This is a genomic window from Escherichia sp. HH091_1A, assembly GCF_030295175.1.
GTDB classification, from domain to species: Bacteria; Pseudomonadota; Gammaproteobacteria; order Enterobacterales; family Enterobacteriaceae; genus Escherichia; species Escherichia coli_F.
Genome location: NZ_AP025747.1, coordinates 714986 through 739193 on the forward strand (window position 1 = coordinate 714986; position 24208 = coordinate 739193).

General features: G+C 51.6%; 23 protein-coding genes. 12 read left to right on the forward strand and 11 right to left on the reverse strand.

Annotation, left to right across the window (positions count from 1 at the left end; translation table 11 throughout):
* The first annotated feature begins 192 nt into the window (after positions 1–192).
* Positions 193–1326 (forward strand): LPS O-antigen length regulator Wzz(fepE), encoded by a 1134-nt coding sequence (gene wzz(fepE), locus QUF14_RS03240; RefSeq protein WP_000096729.1) that lies wholly within the window; start codon positions 193–195, stop codon positions 1324–1326.
* Here wzz(fepE) and fepC read toward each other — a convergent pair.
* Genes fepC through fepD form a run of 3 tightly spaced genes read right to left on the reverse strand, consistent with a single transcriptional unit; the run spans position 1323 to position 4128 of the window.
* On the reverse strand, positions 1323–2138 hold the full coding sequence (fepC, locus tag QUF14_RS03245) for an iron-enterobactin ABC transporter ATP-binding protein (RefSeq protein WP_000140649.1): 816 nt from the start codon (positions 2136–2138) through the stop codon (positions 1323–1325). The genes wzz(fepE) and fepC overlap by 4 nt on opposite strands.
* Entirely contained in the window at positions 2135–3127 is a 993-nt protein-coding gene (gene fepG / locus QUF14_RS03250; RefSeq protein ID WP_000640941.1) for an iron-enterobactin ABC transporter permease, read from the reverse strand. Before fepG ends, fepC begins: the two co-directional genes overlap by 4 nt.
* Complete coding sequence (gene fepD, locus QUF14_RS03255) at positions 3124–4128, reverse strand: Fe(3+)-siderophore ABC transporter permease (RefSeq protein ID WP_024212090.1); 1005 nt, start codon at positions 4126–4128, stop codon at positions 3124–3126. The genes fepG and fepD overlap by 4 nt, the downstream gene beginning before the upstream one ends.
* A gap of 110 nt (positions 4129–4238) precedes the next feature.
* Here fepD and entS point away from each other — a divergent pair, with 110 nt between their 5' ends.
* Positions 4239–5489, forward strand: coding sequence for an enterobactin transporter EntS (gene entS, locus QUF14_RS03260; protein ID WP_100733575.1), 1251 nt, complete (start codon positions 4239–4241; stop codon positions 5487–5489).
* 3 nt (positions 5490–5492) lie between these two features.
* Here entS and fepB read toward each other — a convergent pair whose 3' ends face one another.
* The gene (gene fepB / locus QUF14_RS03265) at positions 5493–6449 is read right to left on the reverse strand and encodes a Fe2+-enterobactin ABC transporter substrate-binding protein (RefSeq protein WP_001234337.1); all 957 of its coding nucleotides are present in this window, start codon (positions 6447–6449) and stop codon (positions 5493–5495) included.
* 188 nt (positions 6450–6637) lie between these two features.
* Here fepB and entC point away from each other — a divergent pair, with 188 nt between their 5' ends.
* From entC to entH, 5 genes are read left to right on the forward strand one after another with little or no spacing between them, the layout of a single operon-like run.
* A complete protein-coding gene (gene entC, locus QUF14_RS03270) occupies positions 6638–7813 on the forward strand; it encodes an isochorismate synthase EntC (protein ID WP_024212089.1) in 1176 nt (391 codons plus the stop codon).
* 9 nt (positions 7814–7822) lie between these two features.
* The gene (gene entE, locus QUF14_RS03275; protein WP_000026822.1) at positions 7823–9433 is read left to right on the forward strand and encodes a (2,3-dihydroxybenzoyl)adenylate synthase EntE; all 1611 of its coding nucleotides are present in this window, start codon (positions 7823–7825) and stop codon (positions 9431–9433) included.
* Between the two features lie 13 nt (positions 9434–9446).
* Positions 9447–10304: an enterobactin biosynthesis bifunctional isochorismatase/aryl carrier protein EntB gene (entB, locus tag QUF14_RS03280; protein ID WP_001007113.1), complete on the forward strand. Its 858-nt coding sequence runs from the start codon at positions 9447–9449 to the stop codon at positions 10302–10304.
* Complete coding sequence (gene entA, locus QUF14_RS03285; RefSeq protein ID WP_000347669.1) at positions 10304–11050, forward strand: 2,3-dihydro-2,3-dihydroxybenzoate dehydrogenase EntA; 747 nt, start codon at positions 10304–10306, stop codon at positions 11048–11050. The genes entB and entA overlap by 1 nt, the downstream gene beginning before the upstream one ends.
* Before the next feature lie 2 nt (positions 11051–11052).
* The gene (gene entH, locus QUF14_RS03290; RefSeq protein WP_000637945.1) at positions 11053–11466 is read left to right on the forward strand and encodes a proofreading thioesterase EntH; all 414 of its coding nucleotides are present in this window, start codon (positions 11053–11055) and stop codon (positions 11464–11466) included.
* A gap of 110 nt (positions 11467–11576) precedes the next feature.
* Here the strand turns inward: entH and QUF14_RS03295 are convergent, their stop codons facing one another.
* Positions 11577–11999: a DUF7832 domain-containing protein gene (locus tag QUF14_RS03295; RefSeq protein ID WP_000119449.1), complete on the reverse strand. Its 423-nt coding sequence runs from the start codon at positions 11997–11999 to the stop codon at positions 11577–11579.
* Between the two features lie 311 nt (positions 12000–12310).
* On the opposite strand from QUF14_RS03295, the gene cstA reads away from it, so the two are divergent.
* Both cstA and QUF14_RS03305 read left to right on the forward strand, forming a co-directional pair.
* Complete coding sequence (gene cstA / locus QUF14_RS03300; RefSeq protein WP_001043157.1) at positions 12311–14416, forward strand: pyruvate/proton symporter CstA; 2106 nt, start codon at positions 12311–12313, stop codon at positions 14414–14416.
* A gap of 141 nt (positions 14417–14557) precedes the next feature.
* Positions 14558–14755 carry a YbdD/YjiX family protein gene (locus tag QUF14_RS03305; protein ID WP_000460431.1) on the forward strand — a complete coding sequence of 66 codons (198 nt, stop codon included), beginning with the start codon at positions 14558–14560 and terminating at the stop codon, positions 14753–14755.
* A gap of 9 nt (positions 14756–14764) precedes the next feature.
* On the opposite strand, the gene hcxA is transcribed toward QUF14_RS03305, so the two are convergent.
* Positions 14765–15853 (reverse strand): hydroxycarboxylate dehydrogenase HcxA, encoded by a 1089-nt coding sequence (gene hcxA, locus QUF14_RS03310; RefSeq protein ID WP_001120478.1) that lies wholly within the window; start codon positions 15851–15853, stop codon positions 14765–14767.
* Positions 15854–15961: 108 nt separating this feature from the next.
* Between hcxA and ybdL the strand changes: the two genes are divergently transcribed.
* Positions 15962–17122 (forward strand): methionine-oxo-acid transaminase, encoded by a 1161-nt coding sequence (gene ybdL, locus QUF14_RS03315; RefSeq protein WP_000183933.1) that lies wholly within the window; start codon positions 15962–15964, stop codon positions 17120–17122.
* On the opposite strand, the gene QUF14_RS03320 is transcribed toward ybdL, so the two are convergent.
* The 4 genes from QUF14_RS03320 to dsbG form a co-directional block, all read right to left on the reverse strand.
* Positions 17123–17752: an IbrB-like domain-containing protein gene (locus tag QUF14_RS03320; RefSeq protein WP_000528558.1), complete on the reverse strand. Its 630-nt coding sequence runs from the start codon at positions 17750–17752 to the stop codon at positions 17123–17125.
* Positions 17725–18945 carry a phosphoadenosine phosphosulfate reductase gene (locus QUF14_RS03325; RefSeq protein WP_032183599.1) on the reverse strand — a complete coding sequence of 407 codons (1221 nt, stop codon included), beginning with the start codon at positions 18943–18945 and terminating at the stop codon, positions 17725–17727. Before QUF14_RS03325 ends, QUF14_RS03320 begins: the two co-directional genes overlap by 28 nt.
* Before the next feature lie 146 nt (positions 18946–19091).
* Positions 19092–19994: a DNA-binding transcriptional repressor CitR gene (citR, locus tag QUF14_RS03330; RefSeq protein WP_024212087.1), complete on the reverse strand. Its 903-nt coding sequence runs from the start codon at positions 19992–19994 to the stop codon at positions 19092–19094.
* A gap of 207 nt (positions 19995–20201) precedes the next feature.
* Positions 20202–20948: a thiol:disulfide interchange protein DsbG gene (dsbG, locus tag QUF14_RS03335; protein ID WP_024212086.1), complete on the reverse strand. Its 747-nt coding sequence runs from the start codon at positions 20946–20948 to the stop codon at positions 20202–20204.
* Between the two features lie 372 nt (positions 20949–21320).
* Here dsbG and ahpC point away from each other — a divergent pair, with 372 nt between their 5' ends.
* Together ahpC and ahpF are read left to right on the forward strand one after the other, a co-directional pair.
* Complete coding sequence (ahpC, locus tag QUF14_RS03340) at positions 21321–21884, forward strand: alkyl hydroperoxide reductase subunit C (protein ID WP_000052796.1); 564 nt, start codon at positions 21321–21323, stop codon at positions 21882–21884.
* A gap of 170 nt (positions 21885–22054) precedes the next feature.
* Positions 22055–23620 (forward strand): alkyl hydroperoxide reductase subunit F, encoded by a 1566-nt coding sequence (ahpF, locus tag QUF14_RS03345; RefSeq protein ID WP_032183601.1) that lies wholly within the window; start codon positions 22055–22057, stop codon positions 23618–23620.
* A 121-nt stretch (positions 23621–23741) separates the two neighbouring features.
* Here ahpF and uspG read toward each other — a convergent pair whose 3' ends face one another.
* Complete coding sequence (uspG, locus tag QUF14_RS03350; protein WP_000278505.1) at positions 23742–24170, reverse strand: universal stress protein UspG; 429 nt, start codon at positions 24168–24170, stop codon at positions 23742–23744.
* Positions 24171–24208: the final 38 nt, after the last annotated feature.

Below are 24208 nucleotides of genomic sequence, written 5' to 3' on the forward strand. Positions count from 1 at the left end.
AATTACAGGAAATGATTATGGGTTTATCATTTATTTAATTTATAAGTTTGGTGGATATTTCTCTTAAATAGAGTGAATGTTGTATTCAGTGGAAGGAATTTACAAACTTCAGCTTCGGATAATTCTCACCAACTGGTAAAGTGAGCGCCGTGGAGATTTCCCCCTATTGGACTCATTTTCAGGTTATACCCCATGTCATCACTGAATATTAAACAGGGAAGTGACGCTCATTTTCCCGAGTATCCTCTGGCGTCGCCCAGTAATAATGAAATTGATTTACTTAATCTAATTGAAGTTTTATGGCGGGCCAAAAAAACGGTCATGGCGGTCGTTTTTGCGTTTGCCTGCGCAGGTTTACTGATCTCTTTCATCCTGCCGCAAAAATGGACCAGCGCGGCGGTTGTCACGCCTCCAGAACCTGTTCAGTGGCAGGCGCTTGAGAAAACATTCACTAAGCTTCGTGTGCTGGATCTGGATATCAAAATTGATCGTACAGAAGCATTTAACCTGTTTATCAAGAAGTTTCAGTCGGTTAGCTTACTGGAAGAGTACCTGCGCTCATCACCTTATGTGATGGACCAATTAAAAGAGGCGAAAATCGACGAACTGGATTTGCATCGCGCTATCGTCGCATTGAGCGAAAAAATGAAAGCGGTTGATGACAATGCCAGTAAGAAAAAAGATGAACCGTCACTGTATGCCTCCTGGACGCTAAGTTTCACCGCGCCAACCAGTGAAGAGGCGCAGACCGTTTTGAGCGGGTATATCGATTATATCTCTGCGTTGGTGGTGAAAGAGTCGCTAGAAAACGTCCGTAATAAACTGGAAATCAAAACCCAGTTTGAAAAAGAAAAACTGGCTCAGGATCGCATTAAAACGAAAAACCAACTTGATGCAAACATTCAGCGCCTCAATTATTCACTCGACATTGCCAACGCGGCAGGAATTAAAAAGCCCGTTTATAGCAATGGTCAGGCAGTTAAAGATGACCCCGACTTTTCTATTTCTCTCGGCGCAGACGGTATTGAACGTAAACTGGAAATTGAAAAAGCGGTCACTGACGTTGCGGAGCTGAATGGTGAATTACGTAATCGTCAGTATCTAGTCGAGCAATTAACAAAAACAAATGTCAACGATGTGAATTTTACGCCGTTTAAATATCAGTTGCGTCCGTCATTACCGGTAAAAAAAGATGGTCCGGGTAAGGCGATTATCGTGATCCTTTCTGCGTTGATCGGCGGTATGGTGGCTTGTGGTAGCGTGCTGTTGCGCCATGCCATGGCATCCAGAAAACAGGATGCCATGATGGCAGACCACTTAGTTTAAATCTTCGCGGTTGAAGGTGCCGTTCGTCCGAGCGGCACCACAAGCGGAGTTCCGGCTACCGGATCGTCAATGATCATGCAACGCAAACCATAAATATGCTCAATCAGTTCAGCAGTGACTATCTCTTTTGGTGCTCCTTGAGCGACAATTTTCCCTTCACGTAATGCAATCAAATGGCTAGCGTACCGACAGGCCTGATTAAGATCGTGCAGTACCGCCGCCAGGGTATAGCCTTTCTCGCGGTTCAGTTCGCTTAACAATTCCAGCAAATCAATCTGATGACTGATATCCAGCCAGGTGGTGGGTTCGTCGAGTAGCATAATTGCCGTTTCCTGGGCCAGCACCATTGCTATCCATGCTCGCTGGCGTTGCCCACCGGAGAGGGTATCAACGCTTTGATTTGCCAGATGAGTTATTCCTGTGGCCTGCATCGCTTTCGTTACCGCTTCTTCATCTTCTTTACGCCAGCGGGTAAACAGCGGTTGATGCGGGTAACGCCCGCGCGCTACTAACTCCTGCACGGTGATATCTCCCGGCGTGGTGGCGTTTTGCGCCAGTAAACCAATCCGGCGTGCGACCTCTTTACTGGCGTAATGTTGAATGTGCTCGCCATCCAGCCAGACATGCCCGTGAGCAGGCGTCATCAGGCGGCTTAAGGTACGCAGTAACGTGGATTTACCGCAGCCATTTGGCCCGATAATTGCCGTGAAGTGACCATCAGGAATTTCTACAGTCAGATTTTCCGCAACGGTATATTTGCCATATCCGAGGGTTAACTGTTCGCCGCGCAAACGGGCTACTGATTCGGTCATTTTTTGCGAGACTCCTGAATTAACAAGACGATAAGGTAAATACCGCCGAGGCTGACGGTAACGACGCCAACCGGAAGTTGATACGGCATAAACAGTTGTTGAGCACAGAGATCGGCTGCCAGCAGTAACAGCGCACCGCACAGCGCTGCCTGGGTTAGACCCCAGCGAGCGGTGCCGCTGATACGGCGGGCAATGTGTGGTGCGACTAAAGCAATAAAGGAAATCGGCCCGGCAAGCGCCGTTGCCGCAGCGGTAAGCACTACTGCCACAAGCATCATTAATAGCCGCGAACGTTCGACGCTGACGCCTAACGCACACGCGGTGTCATCGCCCATCTCCAACAAGCGCATCCGCCTTACCAGCAAGGCGGCGGCAATTAGCATCAATATGATGATGGGCGCGGAAGGCGAGGTTTTTGCCCACGTCAGGCCATTGAGCGATCCTGCATTCCACAAACCCGCTGTTAACGCCGTTTCTAAAGACGCTTTCAGCAACAGCCAGGTATTAAAGGCCACCAGCATGGCGCGAACGCCGATGCCGATAATAATCAACCGAAAGGTGTCGATACCGTTACGCCAGGCAAGCAGCCAGACCAGCAGCGAAGTGATAATGCCGCCCGCCATTGCTGCCAGCGCGATAGCCGTCAGGTCCTGACCAAACAGCACCATCGCCACCAGCACGCCGCTCCACGCTCCGGTGTTAAAGCCCATTACGTCAGGGCTGCCGAGTGGGTTACGCATCAACGACTGAAAAATCGCGCCGCTGACGCCCAGTGCCGCACCAATCAACAGTGCCATTAGTACCCGCGGTAAACGCCATTCGGTGACCACCATTGTCATACTGCGCGGTGCGTCACCCATCAGCGCGGCAAATACCTGAGAGGTTTCCAGCGTGACGGCACCGCTGCGTAATCCCCACACGCTTGCCATCACACAAGCTATTAGCAACAGCAGACAGGTGATAATTAATCGACGAGAGACGTAAATCATGCGCCACCTCGCGTTTTACGTCGTACAAGGAAGATCAGCACTGGTGCGCCAATAAAGGCACTGACTACAGAAACGCGCAGTTCGCCGGGAACAATCACCCGCCCGATAATATCGGCAAACAGCAGCAGGGCAGGTGTGGCGAGCAGCGTGACGGGCAGCGACCAGCGATGATCGGCTCCAACCAACCAACGTGCCATGTGCGGCATCATCAGGCCAATAAAAGCAATCGGGCCAACTACCGCCGTCGCACTACCACAAAGCACGGTAATCGCCAGTAGGCCAATCAACTGCGTGCGTGCTACGCGACTGCCCAGCGCCGTCGCGGTGTCACTGCCGAGGCTTAAACTGTTCAGTGCGCGGCTCAGTAATAGCGCAGTTGCTCCGGCGATCACCACAGGGATCAGCACCACTTTTAAGGTGTGTAAATTACGAATATCCAGCGAACCGGCTTGCCAGAAACGCAGTTGATCGTAGACGTCGGGATTAAGCAGGGCGATTCCGCTGGTCAGCCCTTCCAGCACTGCCGCCAGCGCCACGCCCGCCAGAGTTAAACGCACCGGACTTAACTGCCCACCGCCCTGGCTGCCAGTAAAGGCAACAATCAACGAGGCCACCAGCGCACCGGCGAAGGCCATCGCCAGTTGTTCCTGCGCGGATGAGTAACCAAACAGCGCCGCGCCCAGCACAATGGCAAAGCTGGCTCCGGCGTTCACGCCAAGCAAGCCGGGGTCGGCAAGTGGGTTTCGGGTGAGGGTTTGCATTAACGCCCCGGCAAGGCCAAGCGCGCCTCCTGCCAGTAAACCGGCAAGGGTACGCGGCAGTCGCGCGTCGAGCACGATGGTGCAGTCGGCGCTCTGGCAGGTGCCGGAGAGGGCCTCCAGCACTACGGAAGCGGGGAGTGATTTTGCTCCAATGAGCAGGCTTAATGCCGTCGCGATAATCAGTAATAACAGCAATCCGGGCACGGCAATGGCGCGTGTCACGGCAACAGAACCAGACATACGAACTTCCATGATAATGAAATTAATTATCGTTATCGATCTTATTTGGATATGTTAGCATGTGCAGCCTAAGAATAGGTATTTAAAATATTTGATGGCAAGGCATTGTAATGAATAAACAATCCTGGCTGCTTAACCTCAGCCTGTTGAAAACGCACCCGGCGTTTCGCGCAGTATTCCTCGCTCGTTTTATCTCTATTGTTTCTCTGGGTTTGCTCGGCGTCGCGGTGCCGGTGCAGATCCAGATGATGACGCATTGTACCTGGCAGGTGGGGCTTTCGGTGACGCTGACCGGCGGGGCGATGTTTGTCGGCTTGATGGTCGGCGGTGTGCTGGCGGATCGCTATGAGCGCAAAAAAGTGATTTTGCTGGCGCGTGGCACCTGTGGCATTGGCTTCATTGGTCTGTGCCTGAACGCGTTACTGCCGGAGCCGTCTTTGCTGGCAATCTATTTACTCGGATTATGGGATGGTTTTTTCGCATCGCTTGGCGTTACGGCGCTACTGGCGGCGACACCTGCACTGGTAGGGCGTGAAAACTTAATGCAGGCCGGGGCTATCACCATGTTGACCGTGCGTCTGGGGTCGGTGATTTCGCCTATGATTGGCGGTTTATTGCTGGCGACTGGCGGTGTGGCCTGGAACTACGGGCTGGCGGCGGCGGGCACGTTTATTACCTTGCTGCCATTGTTAAGCCTTCCGGCGCTACCTCCGCCACCGCAACCGCGTGAGCATCCGTTGAAATCATTACTGGCAGGATTTCGTTTTCTGCTCGCCAGCCCGCTGGTGGGAGGGATTGCGTTGCTGGGGGGATTATTGACGATGGCGAGCGCGGTACGGGTACTGTATCCGGCGCTGGCTGACAACTGGCAGATGTCGGCGGCACAGATTGGTTTTCTCTATGCGGCGATCCCGCTCGGTGCAGCTATTGGCGCGTTAACCAGCGGGAAGCTGGCACATAGCGCGCGACCAGGGTTATTGATGCTGCTCTCCACGCTGGGATCGTTCCTCGCCATTGGTTTGTTTGGCCTGATGCCGATGTGGATTTTAGGCGTGGTTTGTCTGGCGCTGTTCGGCTGGTTGAGCGCGGTTAGTTCGTTGCTGCAATACACAATGCTGCAAACGCAAACCCCGGAAGCGATGTTAGGGCGGATTAACGGTTTGTGGACGGCACAAAACGTGACGGGCGATGCTATAGGCGCAGCGCTGTTGGGCGGTCTGGGAGCGATGATGACGCCGGTGGCCTCCGCAAGCGCGAGTGGTTTTGGTTTGTTGATTATCGGCGTGTTGTTGTTGCTGGTACTGGTAGAGTTGCGTCGTTTTCGCCAGACGCCGCCGCAGGTGACAGCGTCTGACAGTTAATGCTTAGAACAGCGCCTTAAGCCGATCCAGCACTTGCATGGCGCTGTAGTAATCCAGTCGGAACGTCTCGGTTCCCAGCGCATAAACCTGCTTGTTTTGTACAGCAGGCAGGTGCGCGAGCAGTGGATTGGCATAAATCGCATCGGCGTCTTTCTGATCACCGGCGAACAGGAATAGCGACTCGCCATTTAACCCTGCCGCCAGATTTTCCCCACCAAGCTGAATGATGTCATGGCGTTTGCCCTGGCTTTGGCTGGCGTTTAAGCCTGCGGGTAACCTGGCCAGCGTAAAGCCGAGTTGTTCCAGCATCTGCCCTTGTGCTGATTCAGCTGTCCAGAGATTGGCACTGTGCGCGGCGGCGGTATAGACAATGGCAGTGACCGGCTGCGGCGGTAATTTGATTTGCTCTTTCGCCGCCGTCAGTTGCTTATCAAACTGTGCAATCCGCTCTGCCGCTTGTTTCTCATGCCCGGTAATTTCGCCAAGTTGCGTTAACAGCGACTGCCAGCTTTTATCGTCGTAATTGATGATTAACGTTGGTGCGATAGTGGAAAGCTGATCGTATAGCGCCAGCGCTGAATCGCCGCCGGTCGCGCTAATTAAAATCAGATCTGGCATTTGTGCCGCTACTGCTTCGGCGTTCGGTTCGCCGATATAGAGACGTTGCAGTTTGCGTTCTTTCGCTACCTTGCTCCACTGGCGTAAAAAACCCTGGTCATCCGCTACGCGGTTATTCGGCGTGGTCGCGCCGCTGGCGATCACTGGTGCATCAATCGCCAGCAGTGAGCCGGTCAGGGTGACGCTGGTGGAAACAATACGCTGCGGCTGGCTTTCCAGGGTATGAGTACCACGACTGTCAGTAATCTGACGCGGCCAGTCGGCAGCCTGAACTGCGGATATTCCTGAAAGCAAAAGTCCGGTTAAAAGAAGGGCGTTGCGGTAGAGCGGGGCGAGTCTCACAAATCAGCTTCCTGTTATTAATGAAGTTAATGCTTCTCATTTTCATTGTAACCACAAGCAGATGCAACCCCGACTTGCAGATTGCGTTACCTCAAGAGTTGACATAGTGCTCGTTTGCTTTTAGGTTAGCGACCGAAAATATAAATGATAATCATTATTAAAGCCTTTATCATTTTGTGGAGGATGATATGGATACGTCACTGGCTGAGGAAGTACAGCAGACCATGGCAACACTTGCGCCCAATCGCTTTTTCTTTATGTCGCCGTACCGCAGTTTTACGACGTCAGGATGTTTCGCCCGCTTCGATGAACCGGCTGTGAACGGGGATTCGCCCGACAGTCCCTTCCAGCAAAAACTCGCCGCGCTGTTTACCGATGCCAAAGCGCAGGGCATTAAAAATCCGGTGATGGTTGGGGCGATTCCCTTCGATCCACGTCAGCCTTCGTCGCTGTATATTCCCGAATCCTGGCAGTCGTTCTCCCGGCAGGAAAAACAGACTTCAGCCCGCCGTTTCACCCGCAGCCAGTCGCTGAACGTGGTGGAACGTCAGGCAATTCCGGAACAAACTACGTTTGAACAGATGGTTGCCCGCGCCGCCGCACTTACCGCCACGCCGCAAGTCGACAAAGTGGTGTTGTCACGGTTGATTGATATCACCACTGACGCCGCCATTGATAGTGGCGTATTGCTGGAACGGTTGATTGCGCAAAACCCGGTTAGTTACAACTTCCATGTGCCGTTAGCTGATGGTGGCGTCCTGCTGGGAGCCAGCCCGGAACTGCTGCTGCGTAAAGACGGCGAGCGTTTTAGCTCGATTCCGTTAGCCGGTTCCGCGCGTCGTCAGCCGGATGACGTGCTTGATCGCGAAGCGGGTAATCGTCTGCTGGCGTCAGAAAAAGATCGCCATGAACATGAACTTGTCACTCAGGCGATGAAAGAGGTACTGCGCGAACGCAGTAGTGAGTTACACGTTCCATCCTCCCCACAATTGATCACCACGCCGACGCTGTGGCATCTCGCAACACCCTTTGAAGGCAAAGCGAATTCGCAAGAAAACGCATTGACTCTGGCCTGTCTGCTGCATCCGACCCCCGCGCTGAGCGGTTTCCCGCATCAGGCCGCGACCCAGGTGATTGCTGAGCTGGAACCGTTCGACCGCGAACTGTTTGGCGGCATTGTCGGTTGGTGTGACAGCGAAGGTAACGGCGAGTGGGTGGTGACCATCCGCTGCGCGAAGCTGCGGGAAAATCAGGTGCGTCTGTTTGCCGGAGCGGGGATTGTGCCTGCGTCCTCACCGTTGGGTGAATGGCGCGAAACGGGCGTCAAACTTTCTACCATGTTGAACGTTTTTGGATTGCATTAAGGAGCGAGGATGAGCATTCCATTCACCCGCTGGCCGGAAGAGTTTGCCCGTCGCTATCGGGAAAAAGGCTACTGGCAGGATTTGCCGCTGACCGACATTCTGACCCGTCATGCCGCAAGCGACAGCATCGCGGTCATCGACGGCGAGCGTCAGTTGAGTTACCGGGAACTGAATCAGGCGGCGGATAATCTCGCCTGTAGCTTGCGTCGTCAGGGCATTAAACCCGGTGAAACCGCACTGGTACAACTGGGTAACGTCGCTGAATTGTATATTACCTTTTTTGCGCTGTTAAAACTGGGCGTTGCACCGGTGCTGGCGCTGTTCAGTCATCAGCGTAGTGAAATGAACGCATACGCCAGCCAGATTAAACCGGTGTTACTGATTGCCGATCGCCAACATGCGCTATTTAGCGGGGATGATTTCCTCAACACATTTGTTGCAGAGCATTCTTCCATTCGCGTGGTGCAACTGCTGAACGACAGCGGTGAGCATAACTTGCAGGATGCGATTAACCATCCGGCTGAGGATTTTACTGCCACGCCATCTCCTGCTGATGAAGTGGCCTATTTCCAGCTTTCCGGCGGCACCACCGGCACACCGAAACTGATCCCGCGCACTCATAACGATTACTACTACAGCGTGCGTCGTAGCGTCGAGATTTGTCAGTTCACGCAACAGACGCGCTACCTGTGCGCGATCCCGGCGGCTCATAACTACGCCATGAGTTCGCCGGGATCGTTGGGGGTATTTCTCGCTGGCGGCACTGTCGTTCTGGCTGCCGACCCCAGCGCCACGCTTTGTTTCCCATTGATTGAAAAACATCAGGTGAACGTCACCGCGCTGGTGCCGCCAGCAGTCAGCCTGTGGTTGCAGGCACTGGCTGAAGGCGAAAGCCGGGCGCAGCTTGCCTCGCTGAAACTGTTACAGGTCGGTGGCGCACGTCTTTCTGCCACGCTTGCGGCGCGTATTCCCGCAGAGATTGGCTGCCAGTTACAGCAGGTATTCGGCATGGCGGAAGGGCTGGTGAACTACACCCGTCTTGATGATAGCGCGGAAAAAATTATCCATACCCAGGGCTATCCAATGTGTCCGGATGATGAAGTGTGGGTTGCCGATGCTGACGGAAATCCACTGCCGCAAGGGGAAGTTGGACGCCTGATGACGCGCGGGCCGTACACCTTCCGCGGCTATTACAAAAGTCCACAGCACAATGCCAGCGCCTTTGATGCCAACGGTTTTTACTGTTCCGGCGATCTGATCTCTATTGATCCAGAGGGGTACATCACCGTGCAGGGGCGCGAGAAAGATCAGATCAACCGTGGCGGCGAGAAGATCGCTGCCGAAGAGATCGAAAACCTGTTGCTGCGCCATCCGGCGGTGATCTACGCCGCCCTGGTGAGTATGGAAGATGAGCTGATGGGCGAAAAAAGCTGTGCTTATCTGGTGGTAAAAGAACCACTGCGTGCGGTACAGGTGCGTCGTTTCCTGCGTGAACAGGGTATTGCCGAATTTAAATTACCGGATCGCGTGGAGTGTGTAGATTCACTTCCGCTGACGGCGGTCGGGAAAGTCGATAAAAAACAATTACGTCAGTGGCTGGCGTCACGCGCATCAGCCTGAAGGAGAGAACACGATGGCTATTCCAAAATTACAGGCTTACGCACTGCCGGAGTCTCACGATATTCCGCACAATAAAGTCAACTGGGCCTTTGAGCCGCAACGTGCCGCGTTGTTAATCCATGATATGCAGGACTATTTTGTTAGCTTCTGGGGCGAGAACTGCCCGATGATGGAGCAGGTGATCGCGAATATTGCGGCACTACGCGACTACTGCAAACAGCACAATATCCCGGTTTATTACACCGCCCAGCCGAAAGAGCAGAGCGATGAAGATCGGGCGCTGTTGAATGATATGTGGGGACCGGGCCTGACCCGCTCACCGGAACAGCAAAAGGTGGTGGATCGCCTGACGCCAGATGCCGACGACACGGTGCTGGTGAAGTGGCGTTACAGCGCGTTTCATCGTTCTCCGCTGGAGCAAATGCTCAAAGAGAGTGGACGTAACCAGCTGATTATTACCGGGGTGTACGCCCACATTGGCTGTATGACCACCGCAACCGACGCATTTATGCGCGATATTAAACCGTTTATGGTGGCGGATGCGCTGGCCGATTTCAGCCGTGACGAGCATTTGATGTCGCTGAAATATGTGGCCGGACGTTCTGGCCGGGTGGTGATGACCGAAGAATTGCTGCCAGCACCTATCCCCGCCAGCAAATCGGCGCTGCGAGAGGTGATCCTGCCGTTGCTGGACGAGTCCGATGAGCCGTTCGATGACGACAACCTAATTGATTACGGTCTGGATTCGGTGCGCATGATGGCGCTGGCGGCGCGCTGGCGCAAAGTGCATGGCGATATCGATTTTGTCATGCTGGCGAAAAATCCGACCATCGATGCCTGGTGGAAGCTACTCTCCCGCGAGGTGAAATGATGGATTTCAGCGGCAAAAATGTCTGGGTAACCGGCGCGGGGAAAGGTATTGGCTACGCCACGGCGCTGGCATTTGTTGAGGCCGGAGCGAGAGTTACAGGTTTTGATCAAGCGTTCACTCTGGAGCAATATCCCTTTGCGACCGAAGTAATGGATGTAGCCGACGCTGCGCAGGTGGCGCAAGTGTGTCAGCGACTGTTAGCGCAAACGGAGCGACTGGACGTGCTGGTCAATGCGGCGGGAATTTTGCGCATGGGCGCGACCGATCAGCTCAGCAAGGAGGACTGGCAGCAGACTTTTGCGGTTAACGTCGGCGGTGCGTTTAACCTGTTCCAGCAGACCATGAACCAGTTTCGTCGTCAGCGGGGCGGGGCGATTGTTACTGTGGCGTCCGACGCTGCACACACGCCGCGTATTGGTATGAGCGCTTACGGTGCGTCGAAAGCGGCGCTGAAAAGCCTGGCGTTGAGCGTCGGGCTGGAACTGGCGGGTAGCGGTGTACGCTGTAATGTGGTTTCCCCGGGGTCCACCGACACCGATATGCAACGCACGCTGTGGGTGAGTGATGACGCCGAAGAGCAGCGTATTCGCGGCTTTGGCGAGCAGTTTAAACTCGGCATTCCGCTGGGGAAAATCGCCCGTCCACAAGAGATCGCCAACACGATTTTGTTCCTCGCCTCTGACCTCGCCAGCCATATCACCCTACAGGATATTGTGGTAGATGGCGGCTCAACACTGGGGGCATAAGCATGATCTGGAAACGCCATTTAACGCTCGACGAACTGAACGCCACCAGCGATAACACAATGGTGGCGCATCTTGGAATTGTGTATACCCGTCTGGGCGATGATGTGCTGGAAGCCGAAATGCCGGTTGATACCCGTACTCATCAGCCGTTTGGCCTGCTGCATGGCGGCGCGTCGGCGGCGCTGGCGGAAACCCTGGGATCGATGGCCGGATTTATGATGACTCGCGACGGACAGTGCGTGGTGGGCACGGAGCTTAACGCCACACATCATCGCCCGGTGTCTGAGGGAAAGGTACGCGGCATCTGCCAGCCGTTGCATCTTGGGCGGCAAAATCAGAGCTGGGAAATCGTTGTTTTCGATGAACAGGGGCGGCGTTGCTGCACTTGCCGGCTGGGTACGGCGGTGATCGGCTAAATTGGATTAATATGCCTGATGCGCTTCGCTTATCAGGCCTACGATTCGCGAGAATTTGTTGGCCTGGTAAGTGAAAGCGCTACCCGGAAAAATATGTGCAGAGGGTGAGACTATTGGTTCTGTAGCCATTCCTGATAGCGTCTGGATATGAAACTCGCTGCGATTTTATAGTTTTCCCATGTGTCTTTTACATGGAATTCGCTGGGAAGATCTTTGACAAGATGGGTGCAGTAGTCTTCGAGATAATCGCCTGTATCAAAATCAAAATAATGTTTAGTAAAGGCGTTTCCTTGGGTCGAAAGTTCTTCATCGGTCAAAGTACCATCGAATTCTTCAAAAAGCTGAGGGGCTGTTATTTCTCTGCGCGTAAAGAGGGCAAGAGATTCAGCGAGATCTTCCTTAAACTCCTCGTCCAACAAGTTATTATCAATCAACCAACCTAAATAAAAACCAGTATGGATGTATGCCTGGCTGAGCGGTAAACCTTCTTCTATAACCGAGTCAAAATGGTATTTCGCTTTGTCATAGCTCATGGGAGGACTCCTTATCATATAACGAAATAGCCATGCTATCGTATAGTTGCGTTGCATAACATTGACGCGGAATACTATAGATTTCGGCTATGCATTTTCGCATATAAGTAGTGTTACTACTCTGGTGAGTCAACCCTCTCAATTGTCCGTAATTGTACACGTCTTTTCGCGACTAAAGTGATCTCGTTAACAATGTGATGTAAATATGAGGTGTTTTTGTTGTGCGCATTGGTTTCTTGGTTGTTAAATAAAATCTGCTGATATAGAAACAAAATGTAACATCTCTATGGACACGCACACGGATAACAACTATGAACAAATCAGGGAAATACCTCGTCTGGACAGTGCTCTCTGTAATGGGAGCATTTGCTCTGGGATACATTGCTTTAAATCGTGGGGAACAGATCAACGCGCTGTGGATTGTGGTGGCGTCGGTCTGTATCTATCTGATCGCTTACCGTTTTTATGGTCTTTATATTGCCAAAAATGTATTGGCGGTTGACCCGACGCGTATGACGCCAGCGGTGCGCCATAACGACGGGCTGGACTATGTGCCGACGGACAAGAAAGTGCTGTTCGGTCACCATTTTGCGGCCATTGCCGGAGCAGGCCCGTTGGTGGGGCCGGTACTGGCGGCGCAAATGGGCTACCTACCGGGGATGATCTGGCTACTTGCCGGGGTGGTTCTCGCCGGTGCGGTGCAGGATTTCATGGTGCTGTTTGTTTCCACGCGCCGTGACGGTCGCTCGCTGGGCGAGCTGGTTAAAGAAGAGATGGGGCCAACCGCCGGGGTGATTGCGCTGGTGGCCTGCTTTATGATCATGGTCATTATCCTTGCAGTACTGGCGATGATCGTGGTGAAAGCCCTGACTCATAGCCCGTGGGGAACGTATACCGTTGCGTTCACCATTCCGCTGGCGCTGTTCATGGGGATTTACCTGCGCTATCTGCGTCCAGGCCGCATTGGGGAAGTGTCGGTGATTGGCCTGGTATTCCTTATTTTCGCCATTATCTCTGGCGGCTGGGTGGCAGAAAGCCCGACTTGGGCACCGTACTTTGACTTTACCGGCGTGCAGCTGACCTGGATGCTGGTGGGTTACGGTTTTGTGGCGGCGGTTCTGCCGGTGTGGTTGCTGCTGGCTCCGCGTGACTACCTCTCTACCTTCCTGAAAATCGGGACTATCGTCGGTCTGGCGGTAGGCATTTTGATTATGCGTCCGACGCTGACCATGCCTGCGCTGACCAAGTTTGTAGATGGCACTGGCCCGGTATGGACCGGTAATCTGTTCCCGTTCCTGTTTATTACTATCGCCTGTGGCGCGGTGTCTGGCTTCCATGCGCTGATCTCTTCCGGCACCACACCGAAGATGCTGGCGAACGAAGGTCAGGCGTGCTTTATCGGCTACGGTGGGATGTTGATGGAATCCTTCGTGGCGATTATGGCACTGGTTTCTGCCTGTATCATCGATCCGGGCGTGTACTTCGCGATGAACAGTCCGATGGCGGTGCTGGCTCCGGCGGGGACGGCGGATGTAGTGGCATCTGCTGCGCAGGTAGTGAGTAGCTGGGGCTTTAGCATTACGCCAGATACGTTAAATCAGATTGCCAGCGAAGTGGGTGAACAGTCGATCATTTCCCGTGCGGGCGGTGCGCCGACCCTGGCGGTGGGGATGGCCTACATTCTGCACGGCGCGCTGGGTGGCATGATGGATGTGGCGTTCTGGTATCACTTCGCCATTCTGTTTGAAGCACTGTTTATTCTGACGGCGGTGGATGCGGGTACGCGTGCTGCGCGCTTTATGTTGCAGGATCTGCTGGGCGTGGTTTCTCCGGGCCTGAAACGGACCGATTCACTGCCTGCTAACCTGCTGGCAACGGCGCTGTGCGTGCTGGCTTGGGGTTACTTTCTGCATCAGGGCGTGGTCGATCCGCTGGGCGGTATTAACACTCTGTGGCCGCTGTTTGGTATTGCCAACCAGATGCTGGCAGGGATGGCGCTGATGCTCTGTGCCGTGGTGTTGTTCAAGATGAAACGTCAACGTTACGCCTGGGTGGCGCTGGTACCAACGGCCTGGCTGCTGATTTGTACCCTGACCGCAGGCTGGCAGAAAGCGTTTAGCCCGGATGCGAAAGTCGGTTTCCTGGCGATTGCTAACAAGTTCCAGGCAATGATCGACAGCGGCAATATTCCGTCGCAGTATACTGAGTCACAACTGGCGCAACTGGTGTTCAACAACCGTCTGGATGCCGGATTAACCATCTTCTTTATGGTGGTTGTGGTGGTTCTGGCACTGTTCTCGATTAAGACGGCACTGGCGGCATTGAAAGAGCCGAAGCCAACGGCGAAAGAAACGCCGTATGAGCCAATGCCGGAAAATGTCGAGGAGATCGTGGCGCAGGCGAAAGGCGCGCACTAAAGTCAGAGTGAGGGGGATGTTGGCGTAGTGCCTGGGGTTCCCCCTCACCCTAACCCTCTCCCTGGTGGGGCGAGGGGACTGACCGAGCGCGTTGATAGCTATTAATGCACTCTCTCAGCAACCTGATTACCGGAGGTATTGATGTTTGATTCACTGGCAAAAGCCGGAAAATATTTAGGTCAGGCGGCGAAGCTGATGATTGGTATGCCTGATTACGACAACTATGTCGAACATATGCGGGTTAACCATCCCGATCAAACGCCGATGACCTACGAGGAGTTTTTCCGTGAGCGGCAGGACGCGCGCTACGGTGGAAAAGGCGGCGCGCGCTGCTGCTAAATTTGTACGTCAGGCTTTAAACGATTCCACTTTTTCGAACGCAGCACGCAAAGTATCTGGTGTCAGCGTGACTGGCAGATAATGAATGGATTCCACCGGACGTAGGGTGTGGGCAATCATTTTGTCAATCTCCACCTGATTATTGATATCCACTTCCAGCTCCGCCAGCGTAGTCGGCAGATGAAAACGCTGATACGCCCCGGTTAATTGCGCCAGCACATCATCCTGACCCAGCAAGGCGCTTTGCACCAGAATTCCGTAGGCGACTTTGGTGCCGTGGAGAAACTTCTCGGTTTGTGGCAGTACAGTCAGACCGTTATGCACGGCATGGGCCGCCGCCACACGCGTAAAACGATCGCCCAGACCACCGACCATTCCGCCTCCGGCGATAATCGCATCGACCACATCGCAAAATGATTGCGTTAACTGCTGATTTTGCTGATCGGCAAGCGCCTGTTCGCTACTGTTTAACAAGACGTCGCGAATGACCTGCGCATTATTGATTCCCAGCCGCACGGTTAGTGGCAACGTTTCTGGTTGTGGGGCCAGCACCACCGCTTCATACCATTTCGCCAGCGTGTCACCGATTCCCGCCAGCAGATATTCTTGCGGCGCATTGAGGATAATCTCCGGTTCCACCAGCACCATAAAATTGGCGTCGTCAAAAATCTCATAATGTAGCGCCTGTCCGGCATCGTTGTACCAGACAGAGAGTGGTGTCCAGGCAGCGCAGGTAGCGGCAATCGTTGGAACGGCAACAAACGGCAGACCGAGACGGCGGGCGAGGGCTTTCGCGGTGTCGAGCAGTGCGCCGCCACCGACGCCAATCACCATGCTGCGATCGTCACCGGACTCAGCCGCCAGTTGTTGCACATTGCTTTCACTGCAATGACCGCGAAACAAAATATGCTTTGCTCTTGGCAGTTCAAACGCCGATGGAAGTTTGGTTTGCGCCGCGGCAAGTGCACGTTCACCGTAGATCCACACTGCGCGAGAAAGTTGTTCATCAGTGAAAAAATCATGCAGGTGATTGAGACTGCCGGGATGAGAAAAGTAGTTAGCAGGGCCAACGACGACGCGGATAGGATTGTGAGGCATGTTGTGTTGTCCTTATTGTTTTATTTAGACATCTAAACGTCTTGATTGCCAAATACTAGCATCGTGTTATAGTGGCTTCAACACGCAACTTTGTCAGGCACAATAAAAATGACAAATAACCCTCTGATTCCACAAAGCAAACTTCCACAACTTGGCACCACTATTTTCACCCAGATGAGCGCACTGGCGCAGCAACACCAGGCGATTAACCTGTCACAAGGCTTTCCTGATTTTGATGGTCCGCGCTATTTGCAGGAACGGCTGGCGTACCACGTTGCCCAGGGAGCAAACCAATACGCGCCTATGACTGGCGTGCAGGCCTTGCGCGAGGCGATTGCTCAGAAAACGGAACGGCTGTATGGCTATCAACCAGATGCCGACAGCGATATCACCGTAACAGCAGGGGCGACGGAAGCGCTGTACGCAGCGATTACTGCATTGGTGCGCAATGGCGATGAAGTGATTTGCTTTGATCCCAGCTATGACAGTTACGCCCCCGCCATCACGCTTGCGGGTGGAATAGTGAAACGTATTGCACTGCAACCACCGCATTTTCGCGTGGACTGGCAGGAATTTGCCGCATTGTTAAGCGAGCGCACCCGACTGGTGATCCTTAACACCCCGCATAACCCCAGTGCTACTGTCTGGCAGCAGACTGATTTTTCCGCTTTGTGGCAGGCAATTGCCGGGCACGAGATTTTTGTCATTAGCGATGAAGTTTACGAGCATATCAACTTTTCACAGCAGGACCATGCCAGTGTGCTGGCGCATCCGCAACTGCGTGAGCGGGCGGTGGCGGTGTCATCGTTTGGCAAGACCTATCATATGACCGGCTGGAAAGTGGGCTATTGCGTTGCGCCTGCGCCCATCAGCGCCGAGATCCGCAAAGTGCATCAGTATCTGACTTTTTCGGTGAATACCCCGGCGCAGCTGGCCCTTGCCGATATGCTGCGAGCAGAACCTGAACACTATCTTGCGTTACCGGACTTTTATCGCCAGAAGCGCGATATTCTGGTGAACGCCTTAAGTGAGAGTCGGCTGGAGATTTTACCGTGCGAAGGCACTTACTTTTTGCTGGTGGATTACAGCGCGGTTTCTTCGCTGGATGACGTTGAGTTTTGCCAGAGGCTGACGCGGGAGCATGGCGTGGCGGCGATCCCGCTGTCGGTATTTTGCGCCGATCCCTTCCCCCATAAGCTCATTCGTCTCTGTTTTGCCAAGAAGGAATCGACGTTGCTGGCGGCAGCTGAACGCCTGCGCCAGCTGTAATTATTTTACTGTCCAGGCGCGGGAATATTGACGGTCAGCAAATAACTCTTGCAGGCCGTTAATTTGTTTCAGGCGCAACACTTCGTCGCTGTCCATACCCAGCTCTTTGCCGATTTTATTGTCGTCCCATCCTAACTGGCTGAGTTCACGAACGATTTCTGACATGGCTGTGATTTGGTGGCGTCCACGAGCGCGGTTATGACGAATAGTCGCGGCGATGCGTTCGTTACGTGTTCCTTCCAGACAGGTGACCGGTAAATATCCTTTTAATCGCATTTTTAACGTGTTAGAGCCTTTACCAATTTCATGACGGTGAAAGCCATCCACGATTTCCAGAGCATTTTTATCTGTGTGCGTGACCACAATAGGTTGGGTAAAACCATCTATCTCAATGGATTTTTGTAACAGTTTTTTCTCGGGCGGTGCCACATTGTTTGGGTTGTAATCATTTGGCATAAGTTGGCTGTTTTTAACCCACAGAACACAATCTACTGGCTCTTCACGAAAGGGGCTAACCTGATGGATCGCCAGGCGGATTTCGTTAATCGCTTTGATGCGATCGTCTTCCGGCAAGCTGGCGAGAAATTGGGTTAAATCCTGCGTTAATTGTTGTTGCATAGTATTCCCCACTCCTGACGTTTTACTTTTATCCGTTCGTTATAACGCTGATAATTCTTCGCTTTGGTTGGGCTAAATGATAATGCCCGACACCAGTAATCGTTATTCAGTAACACCTTGCAAATTCGCCGCCAGGAGGGGATATCTTTCGCGCCAATGTCCCCGTGCTGGGTCTGTGGCACCTCGACACCTTTTTTCTGATACCAATGCAAGTAAATGGCAATTTTGTTGCGGTAATGCTCAGCCGTTTTCTCCGGCATGCTATCAAGCAGCAATAATGCATACTCTTGCCAGTCTAAATGCTCTGGTTTGAGGATTTTCCGATGACCATAAAAATGATTGTCATGTCCGGCGTAAATGCCGCCACTTTTTACCCCGCTAACTCGTGCGCACATAGCAGCCCAGCGATCCGGTTCGATAACGTGATAGAGCCATAATCCTTGCCGTTGCTCCGGGCCAAAAGGTTCGCAAATTCTCATATGACGCAGGGGAACGCCTGCCTGATACATGATATTATACAATGGGTTACATAGGGATTTATGATTAGCATACCAGGTCCAGATATCAGCTACTTTCCAGTCGTAGATGGGGTAAATGTACCAGCTGTGACCGCCTGGTGCGGCTGTGGTCCAGGGCTTATCATCGGCAAAACGTTGTTTACTTAAACTGGCGATGGCGACAAAACGGTTGTAGGACTCATCCGCACGGATGCCGATCATCATCGCCGCCGGACGTTTTTGTGAAAACCATTCGGCAAACTCACGTACAAATTGTTCGAAGGTCATGCCTGGCTGGTAAAAGGAGAAAAAGTCAGGATCGGTTATCGCTTCTTGCGGGGGCTGACGCACCCATTCGACATCAGATTCCCAGCACTGCCATTCTGGTTGGTATTGTGAAAGGGAATTTTGCGTCTTGAGTGGGAGTGCTACCCAGTAAAACTCTTCAATAACGTCGGTATACAACTCGCGTAACGACTGTACATAGTCGATGGTACAAGAGAACTGTGCTTCCCAGTCGATAAACAAAACGCAGATTTTTTTTCCTAATTTTCTGGCAAGTTCGGCGGTAAGATGCAGCATTAATCCGGAATCTTTACCCCCCGAAAAAGAAACGCAAACACGGGGCAAGGTGTTAAGTGTCCAGGTAATACGTTCCTGTGCAGCTTCTAAAATATTCAGCGGAAGAGGGATTTTATAAATAGACATCTGAAAACGCTCTCTGAACGTTACTGGGTGACTTGTGAGATGAATCCGCTAATTATAGGGTAAACGAAGCAAGATAGAGCACATTATTTTATATTCACACAATGAATCAATTGATGCGTAATATAACATTTATCCGTGGTAATAAATCAGAAGCTATCATTTAAACGATCTATGAATCGTGAGAAGACAAGGTTGTTCAACGAAGCCTTGTTATAGGAAATATAAAGTTTAACCGTAGGAAGTGGTCGTTCCAGTTTTATCTCTTGTAACTTCAAAAAATCACGATGTAAATCGTACAGTTCGGTGGGCACAATGCCCAATAAGTCAGTAACAGAAATACTATTAATTATCGTCAACAAAGAAGAACTGCGAAATGAAACTTTACGGTTCATAAAACGTTCATCTATGTCCATTTGAATTTCGTCAATCCCTGCTGATTTAGATATCAACAAGGTGAATTCTTCGGCGATAATTTGTTCATAGTTACTGGTATCGGTAATACGAGGATGTTTGTTGCTACATATAAGAGAATTGCGAATAGTATGTACCGGCATGCAGATGACAGAGCGGCTAATTACTGGTTGCAGTGTAATTGCCAGGTCAGCTTTGCGTTGAACTAACAATTCTTCAGCGTTTTCAGCTGAAAGCAGTATGTCATGGCATTCTATATCGATTGAAGTATCTTGTCTTAGACAGCGGATTAGCATGTTGTTATTACTACAAGAAATAAGCTGAGGACCGTAGATAATAAAATTTTTCTTCAGCTCAGACTTATTAACGATATTGATCGTTTGTTCAAGGCCTCGGAGATTTTTCTCAAGATGGTGATGCAGATTTAATCCTGTTGTAGTCGGCGCGATACCTTTCCCTGAGCGGATGAATAACGGGTCATTAAATTGCGCGCGTAAACGTTGTAACGACTGACTAACGGCAGATGGCGTTATATATAATGATTCTGCTGCTTTGCTAATGCTGAGGTGTTGATAAATGCACTCAAATATGACCAGTAAATTGAGGTCGAATTTTTTTAAATCATAAAGATTAGCCATAACATACTCCGTTATATTATCTTGTCCATAAATCATTCTTGTAATCAATGATTCTACTGTTTTATTTATATTTGTTATGTTTTATTACTTAACTCTGGATTAAGTTTTTCTAAAGTAACACAGTTGTCTGGAGGGGAAGAAGCAATTCATGCGTTTTTAGAATGGTTGAAAAGCAAGGATGTATTTCAACCACCCATGAATTATCTTCTATTTATTTTCCATAATGATATTAAGCGTTTTCTGATCGGGCAACCCCACGGCCTGTTGCAGCGTATTTTCCTTACTCATGTAATAGATAGCCGGTGTGACATTTGCCCCCAGATCGTCCATGAGTTTCTCGTTGTCGCTTAACACTTTCATTTGCTCTGCACTTACGTTTGTAGGCACATTTAGCTTAAGTTTGCCGCCAGAGGCTTCATATTCTTGCCAGGTTTTTGCGGGATCTTTAGAGGCCAGAATTGCCGCGGCTGTCGCCGGACTTTCTGGTTTGATAACCCCAACCAACAATGTTCTCAACTGTACTTTGCCAGAATCAACCCACGGGCGCGCCTGCTGCCAGAACTGTTTACAATATGGGCAGAACGGATCGGCGAAAACGTAGACTATGACTGGCGCGTCTTTTTTACCGTCGAGGAGCCAGTGCGATTGTTCCATCCGTTGCCACATTTCGCGTCCGGCTGGCGCATAAATTTCTTTTTCGATAAGCATGTTACTCAGGTTTTCACCTTTCTCGTTGTACATGTAACCAGAGATAGCGTGCTTACCATCTGGAGTCAGGTAGATGGTGACGCCCATATCCTGATACTTGCCGAGATAACCTTTCATTCCGCCGGGGGCATCGAACGTTTTGATGATCTTAATGCCCTGTTTTTCAATCGCTTTTACCGGAGCAGGAAGTTCCTCTGCAAAGGCGATTGTAGGAAGCAGAGCCAGTAAAAGTATCTTTTTTAACATTAATTTGTCCTTTTCAGTCAGTGCAAAAATGGAGTAAAAGGCATAACCTATCACTGTCATAGGTAAGAGCTTAGATCAGGTGATTGCCCTTTGTTTATGAGGGTGTTGTAATCCATGTCGTTGTTGCATTTGTAAGGGCAACACCACAGCCTGCAGGCAGGCGCTGAAGATACCAAAGGGTAGTTCAGATTACACGGTCACCTGGAAAGGGGGCCCATTTTACTTTTTATCGCCACTGGCGGTGCAAAGTTCACAAAGTTGTCTTACGACGGTTGTAAGGTAAAACTTATCGATTTGATAATGGAAACGCATTAGCCGAATCGGCAAAAATTGGTTACCTTACATCTCATCGAAAACACGGAGGAAGTATAGATGTCCTTGATTAACACCAAAATTAAACCTTTTAAAAACCAGGCATTCAAAAACGGCGAATTCATCGAAATCACCGAAAAAGATACCGAAGGCCGCTGGAGCGTCTTCTTCTTCTACCCGGCTGACTTTACTTTCGTATGCCCGACCGAACTGGGTGACGTTGCTGACCACTACGAAGAACTGCAGAAACTGGGCGTAGATGTATACGCAGTATCTACCGATACTCACTTCACCCACAAAGCATGGCACAGCAGCTCTGAAACTATCGCTAAAATCAAATATGCGATGATCGGCGACCCGACTGGCGCCCTGACCCGTAACTTCGACAACATGCGTGAAGATGAAGGTCTGGCTGACCGTGCAACCTTCGTTGTTGACCCGCAGGGTATCATCCAGGCAATCGAAGTTACCGCTGAAGGCATTGGCCGTGACGCGTCTGACCTGCTGCGTAAAATCAAAGCAGCACAGTACGTAGCTTCTCACCCAGGTGAAGTTTGCCCGGCTAAATGGAAAGAAGGTGAAGCAACTCTGGCTCCGTCTCTGGACCTGGTTGGTAAAATCTAAATTTCCTTTGTCTTTCGCGCTACCAACTCCGGCGCGAAATAGTTCGGAAATTCACCTAATTAATCGGGTGCTGCGGCACCCGATTTTCTTCCCCGCACCATGATGCAAGCTGCATCCAGGTAGCCGCAGAGGCCGCTTGCATGATGATGTTTAAAGCCCAGGAGATAAACATGCTCGACACAAATATGAAAACTCAACTCAAGGCTTACCTTGAGAAATTGACCAAGCCTGTTGAGTTAATTGCCACGCTGGATGACAGCGCTAAATCGGCAGAAATCAAGGAACTGTTGGCTGAAATCGCAGAACTGTCAGACAAAGTCACCTTTAAAGAAGATAACAGCTTGCCGGTGCGTAAGCCGTCTTTCCTGATCACTAACCCAGGTTCCAACCAGGGGCCACGTTTTGCAGGTTCCCCGCTGGGCCACGAGTTCACCTCGCTGGTACTGGCGTTGTTGTGGACCGGTGGTCATCCGTCAAAAGAAGCGCAGTCTTTGCTGGAGCAGATTCGCCATATTGACGGTGATTTTGAATTCGAAACCTATTACTCGCTCTCTTGCCATAACTGCCCGGACGTGGTGCAGGCGCTGAACCTGATGAGCGTACTGAACCCGCGCATCAAGCATACGGCAATTGACGGCGGCACCTTCCAGAACGAAATCACCGATCGCAACGTGATGGGCGTTCCGGCAGTGTTCGTAAACGGGAAAGAGTTTGGTCAGGGCCGCATGACTATTTCCGAAATCGTCGCCAAAATTGATACTGGCGCGGAAAAACGTGCGGCAGAAGAGCTGAACAAGCGTGATGCTTATGACGTATTAATCGTTGGTTCCGGCCCGGCGGGTGCAGCGGCAGCAATTTACTCCGCACGTAAAGGCATCCGTACCGGTCTGATGGGTGAACGTTTTGGTGGTCAGATCCTCGATACCGTTGATATCGAAAACTACATTTCTGTACCGAAGACCGAAGGCCAAAAACTGGCAGGTGCACTGAAAGTTCATGTTGATGAATACGACGTTGATGTGATCGACAGCCAGAGCGCCAGCAAACTGATTCCGGCAGCGGTTGAAGGTGGCCTGCATCAGATTGAAACAGCTTCTGGCGCGGTACTGAAAGCACGCAGCATTATAGTGGCGACCGGTGCAAAATGGCGCAACATGAATGTTCCGGGAGAAGATCAGTATCGTACCAAAGGCGTGACCTACTGCCCGCACTGCGACGGCCCGCTGTTTAAAGGCAAACGCGTAGCGGTTATCGGCGGTGGTAACTCCGGCGTGGAAGCGGCAATCGACCTGGCGGGTATCGTTGAACACGTAACTCTGCTGGAATTTGCGCCAGAAATGAAAGCCGACCAGGTTCTGCAGGACAAACTGCGCAGCCTGAAAAACGTCGACATTATTCTGAATGCGCAAACCACGGAAGTGAAAGGCGACGGCAGCAAAGTTGTTGGTCTGGAATATCGCGATCGTGTCAGCGGCGATATTCACAACATCGAACTGGCCGGTATTTTTGTCCAGATTGGTCTGCTGCCGAACACCAACTGGCTCGAAGGCGCAGTCGAACGTAACCGCATGGGCGAGATTATCATTGATGCGAAATGCGAAACCAACGTCAAAGGCGTGTTCGCAGCGGGTGACTGTACGACGGTTCCGTACAAGCAGATCATCATCGCCACTGGCGAAGGTGCCAAAGCCTCTCTGAGTGCTTTTGACTACCTGATTCGCACCAAAACAGCATAAGAAGAAGTAAGATTCACCTGCAATTGCTTAGCCGCCGGGGTCAAACCTGGCGGCTTTTTTATTGCAATAAAAAGCCCCGCCGGGATGGCTCCGGGCAGGGCGGTATAAATATTTTTGTCTGTTAGCGAACGACCAGTACAGGCAGATTAGCGTGGCGGATAACGCTTGAGGCGTTAGAACCTAACAGATGGGTCGAAATCGATGGGTTGCGCGAACCGATAACGACAACATCAGCCCCCAGTTCTTCTGCCAACTCATTGACTTCATCCCGCACGCTACCAAAACGGACATGTTGTTTAATGCGGGAAGGATCGATGGTGAAGTGGCTGACCATCGTTTGCAAACGTTCTTCTGCTTCATGTTGCAGATGCTCTTCAAAACGACGTACATCAGCGGCAAAACGGTGCAGGCTCAGGCTGGCTGACCCCGGTAGTACGTGAAGTAGATGAATAACTCCATCATCCTGGGCGAGGAATTCAGCGTGGCGAACAGCTTTGTCGCTCAATTCCATTTCAAATACATCCACTGGCATAATGATTGTTTTGTACATAAGCATTCTCTCCTTGTTTTTGCATGTATACATAACAG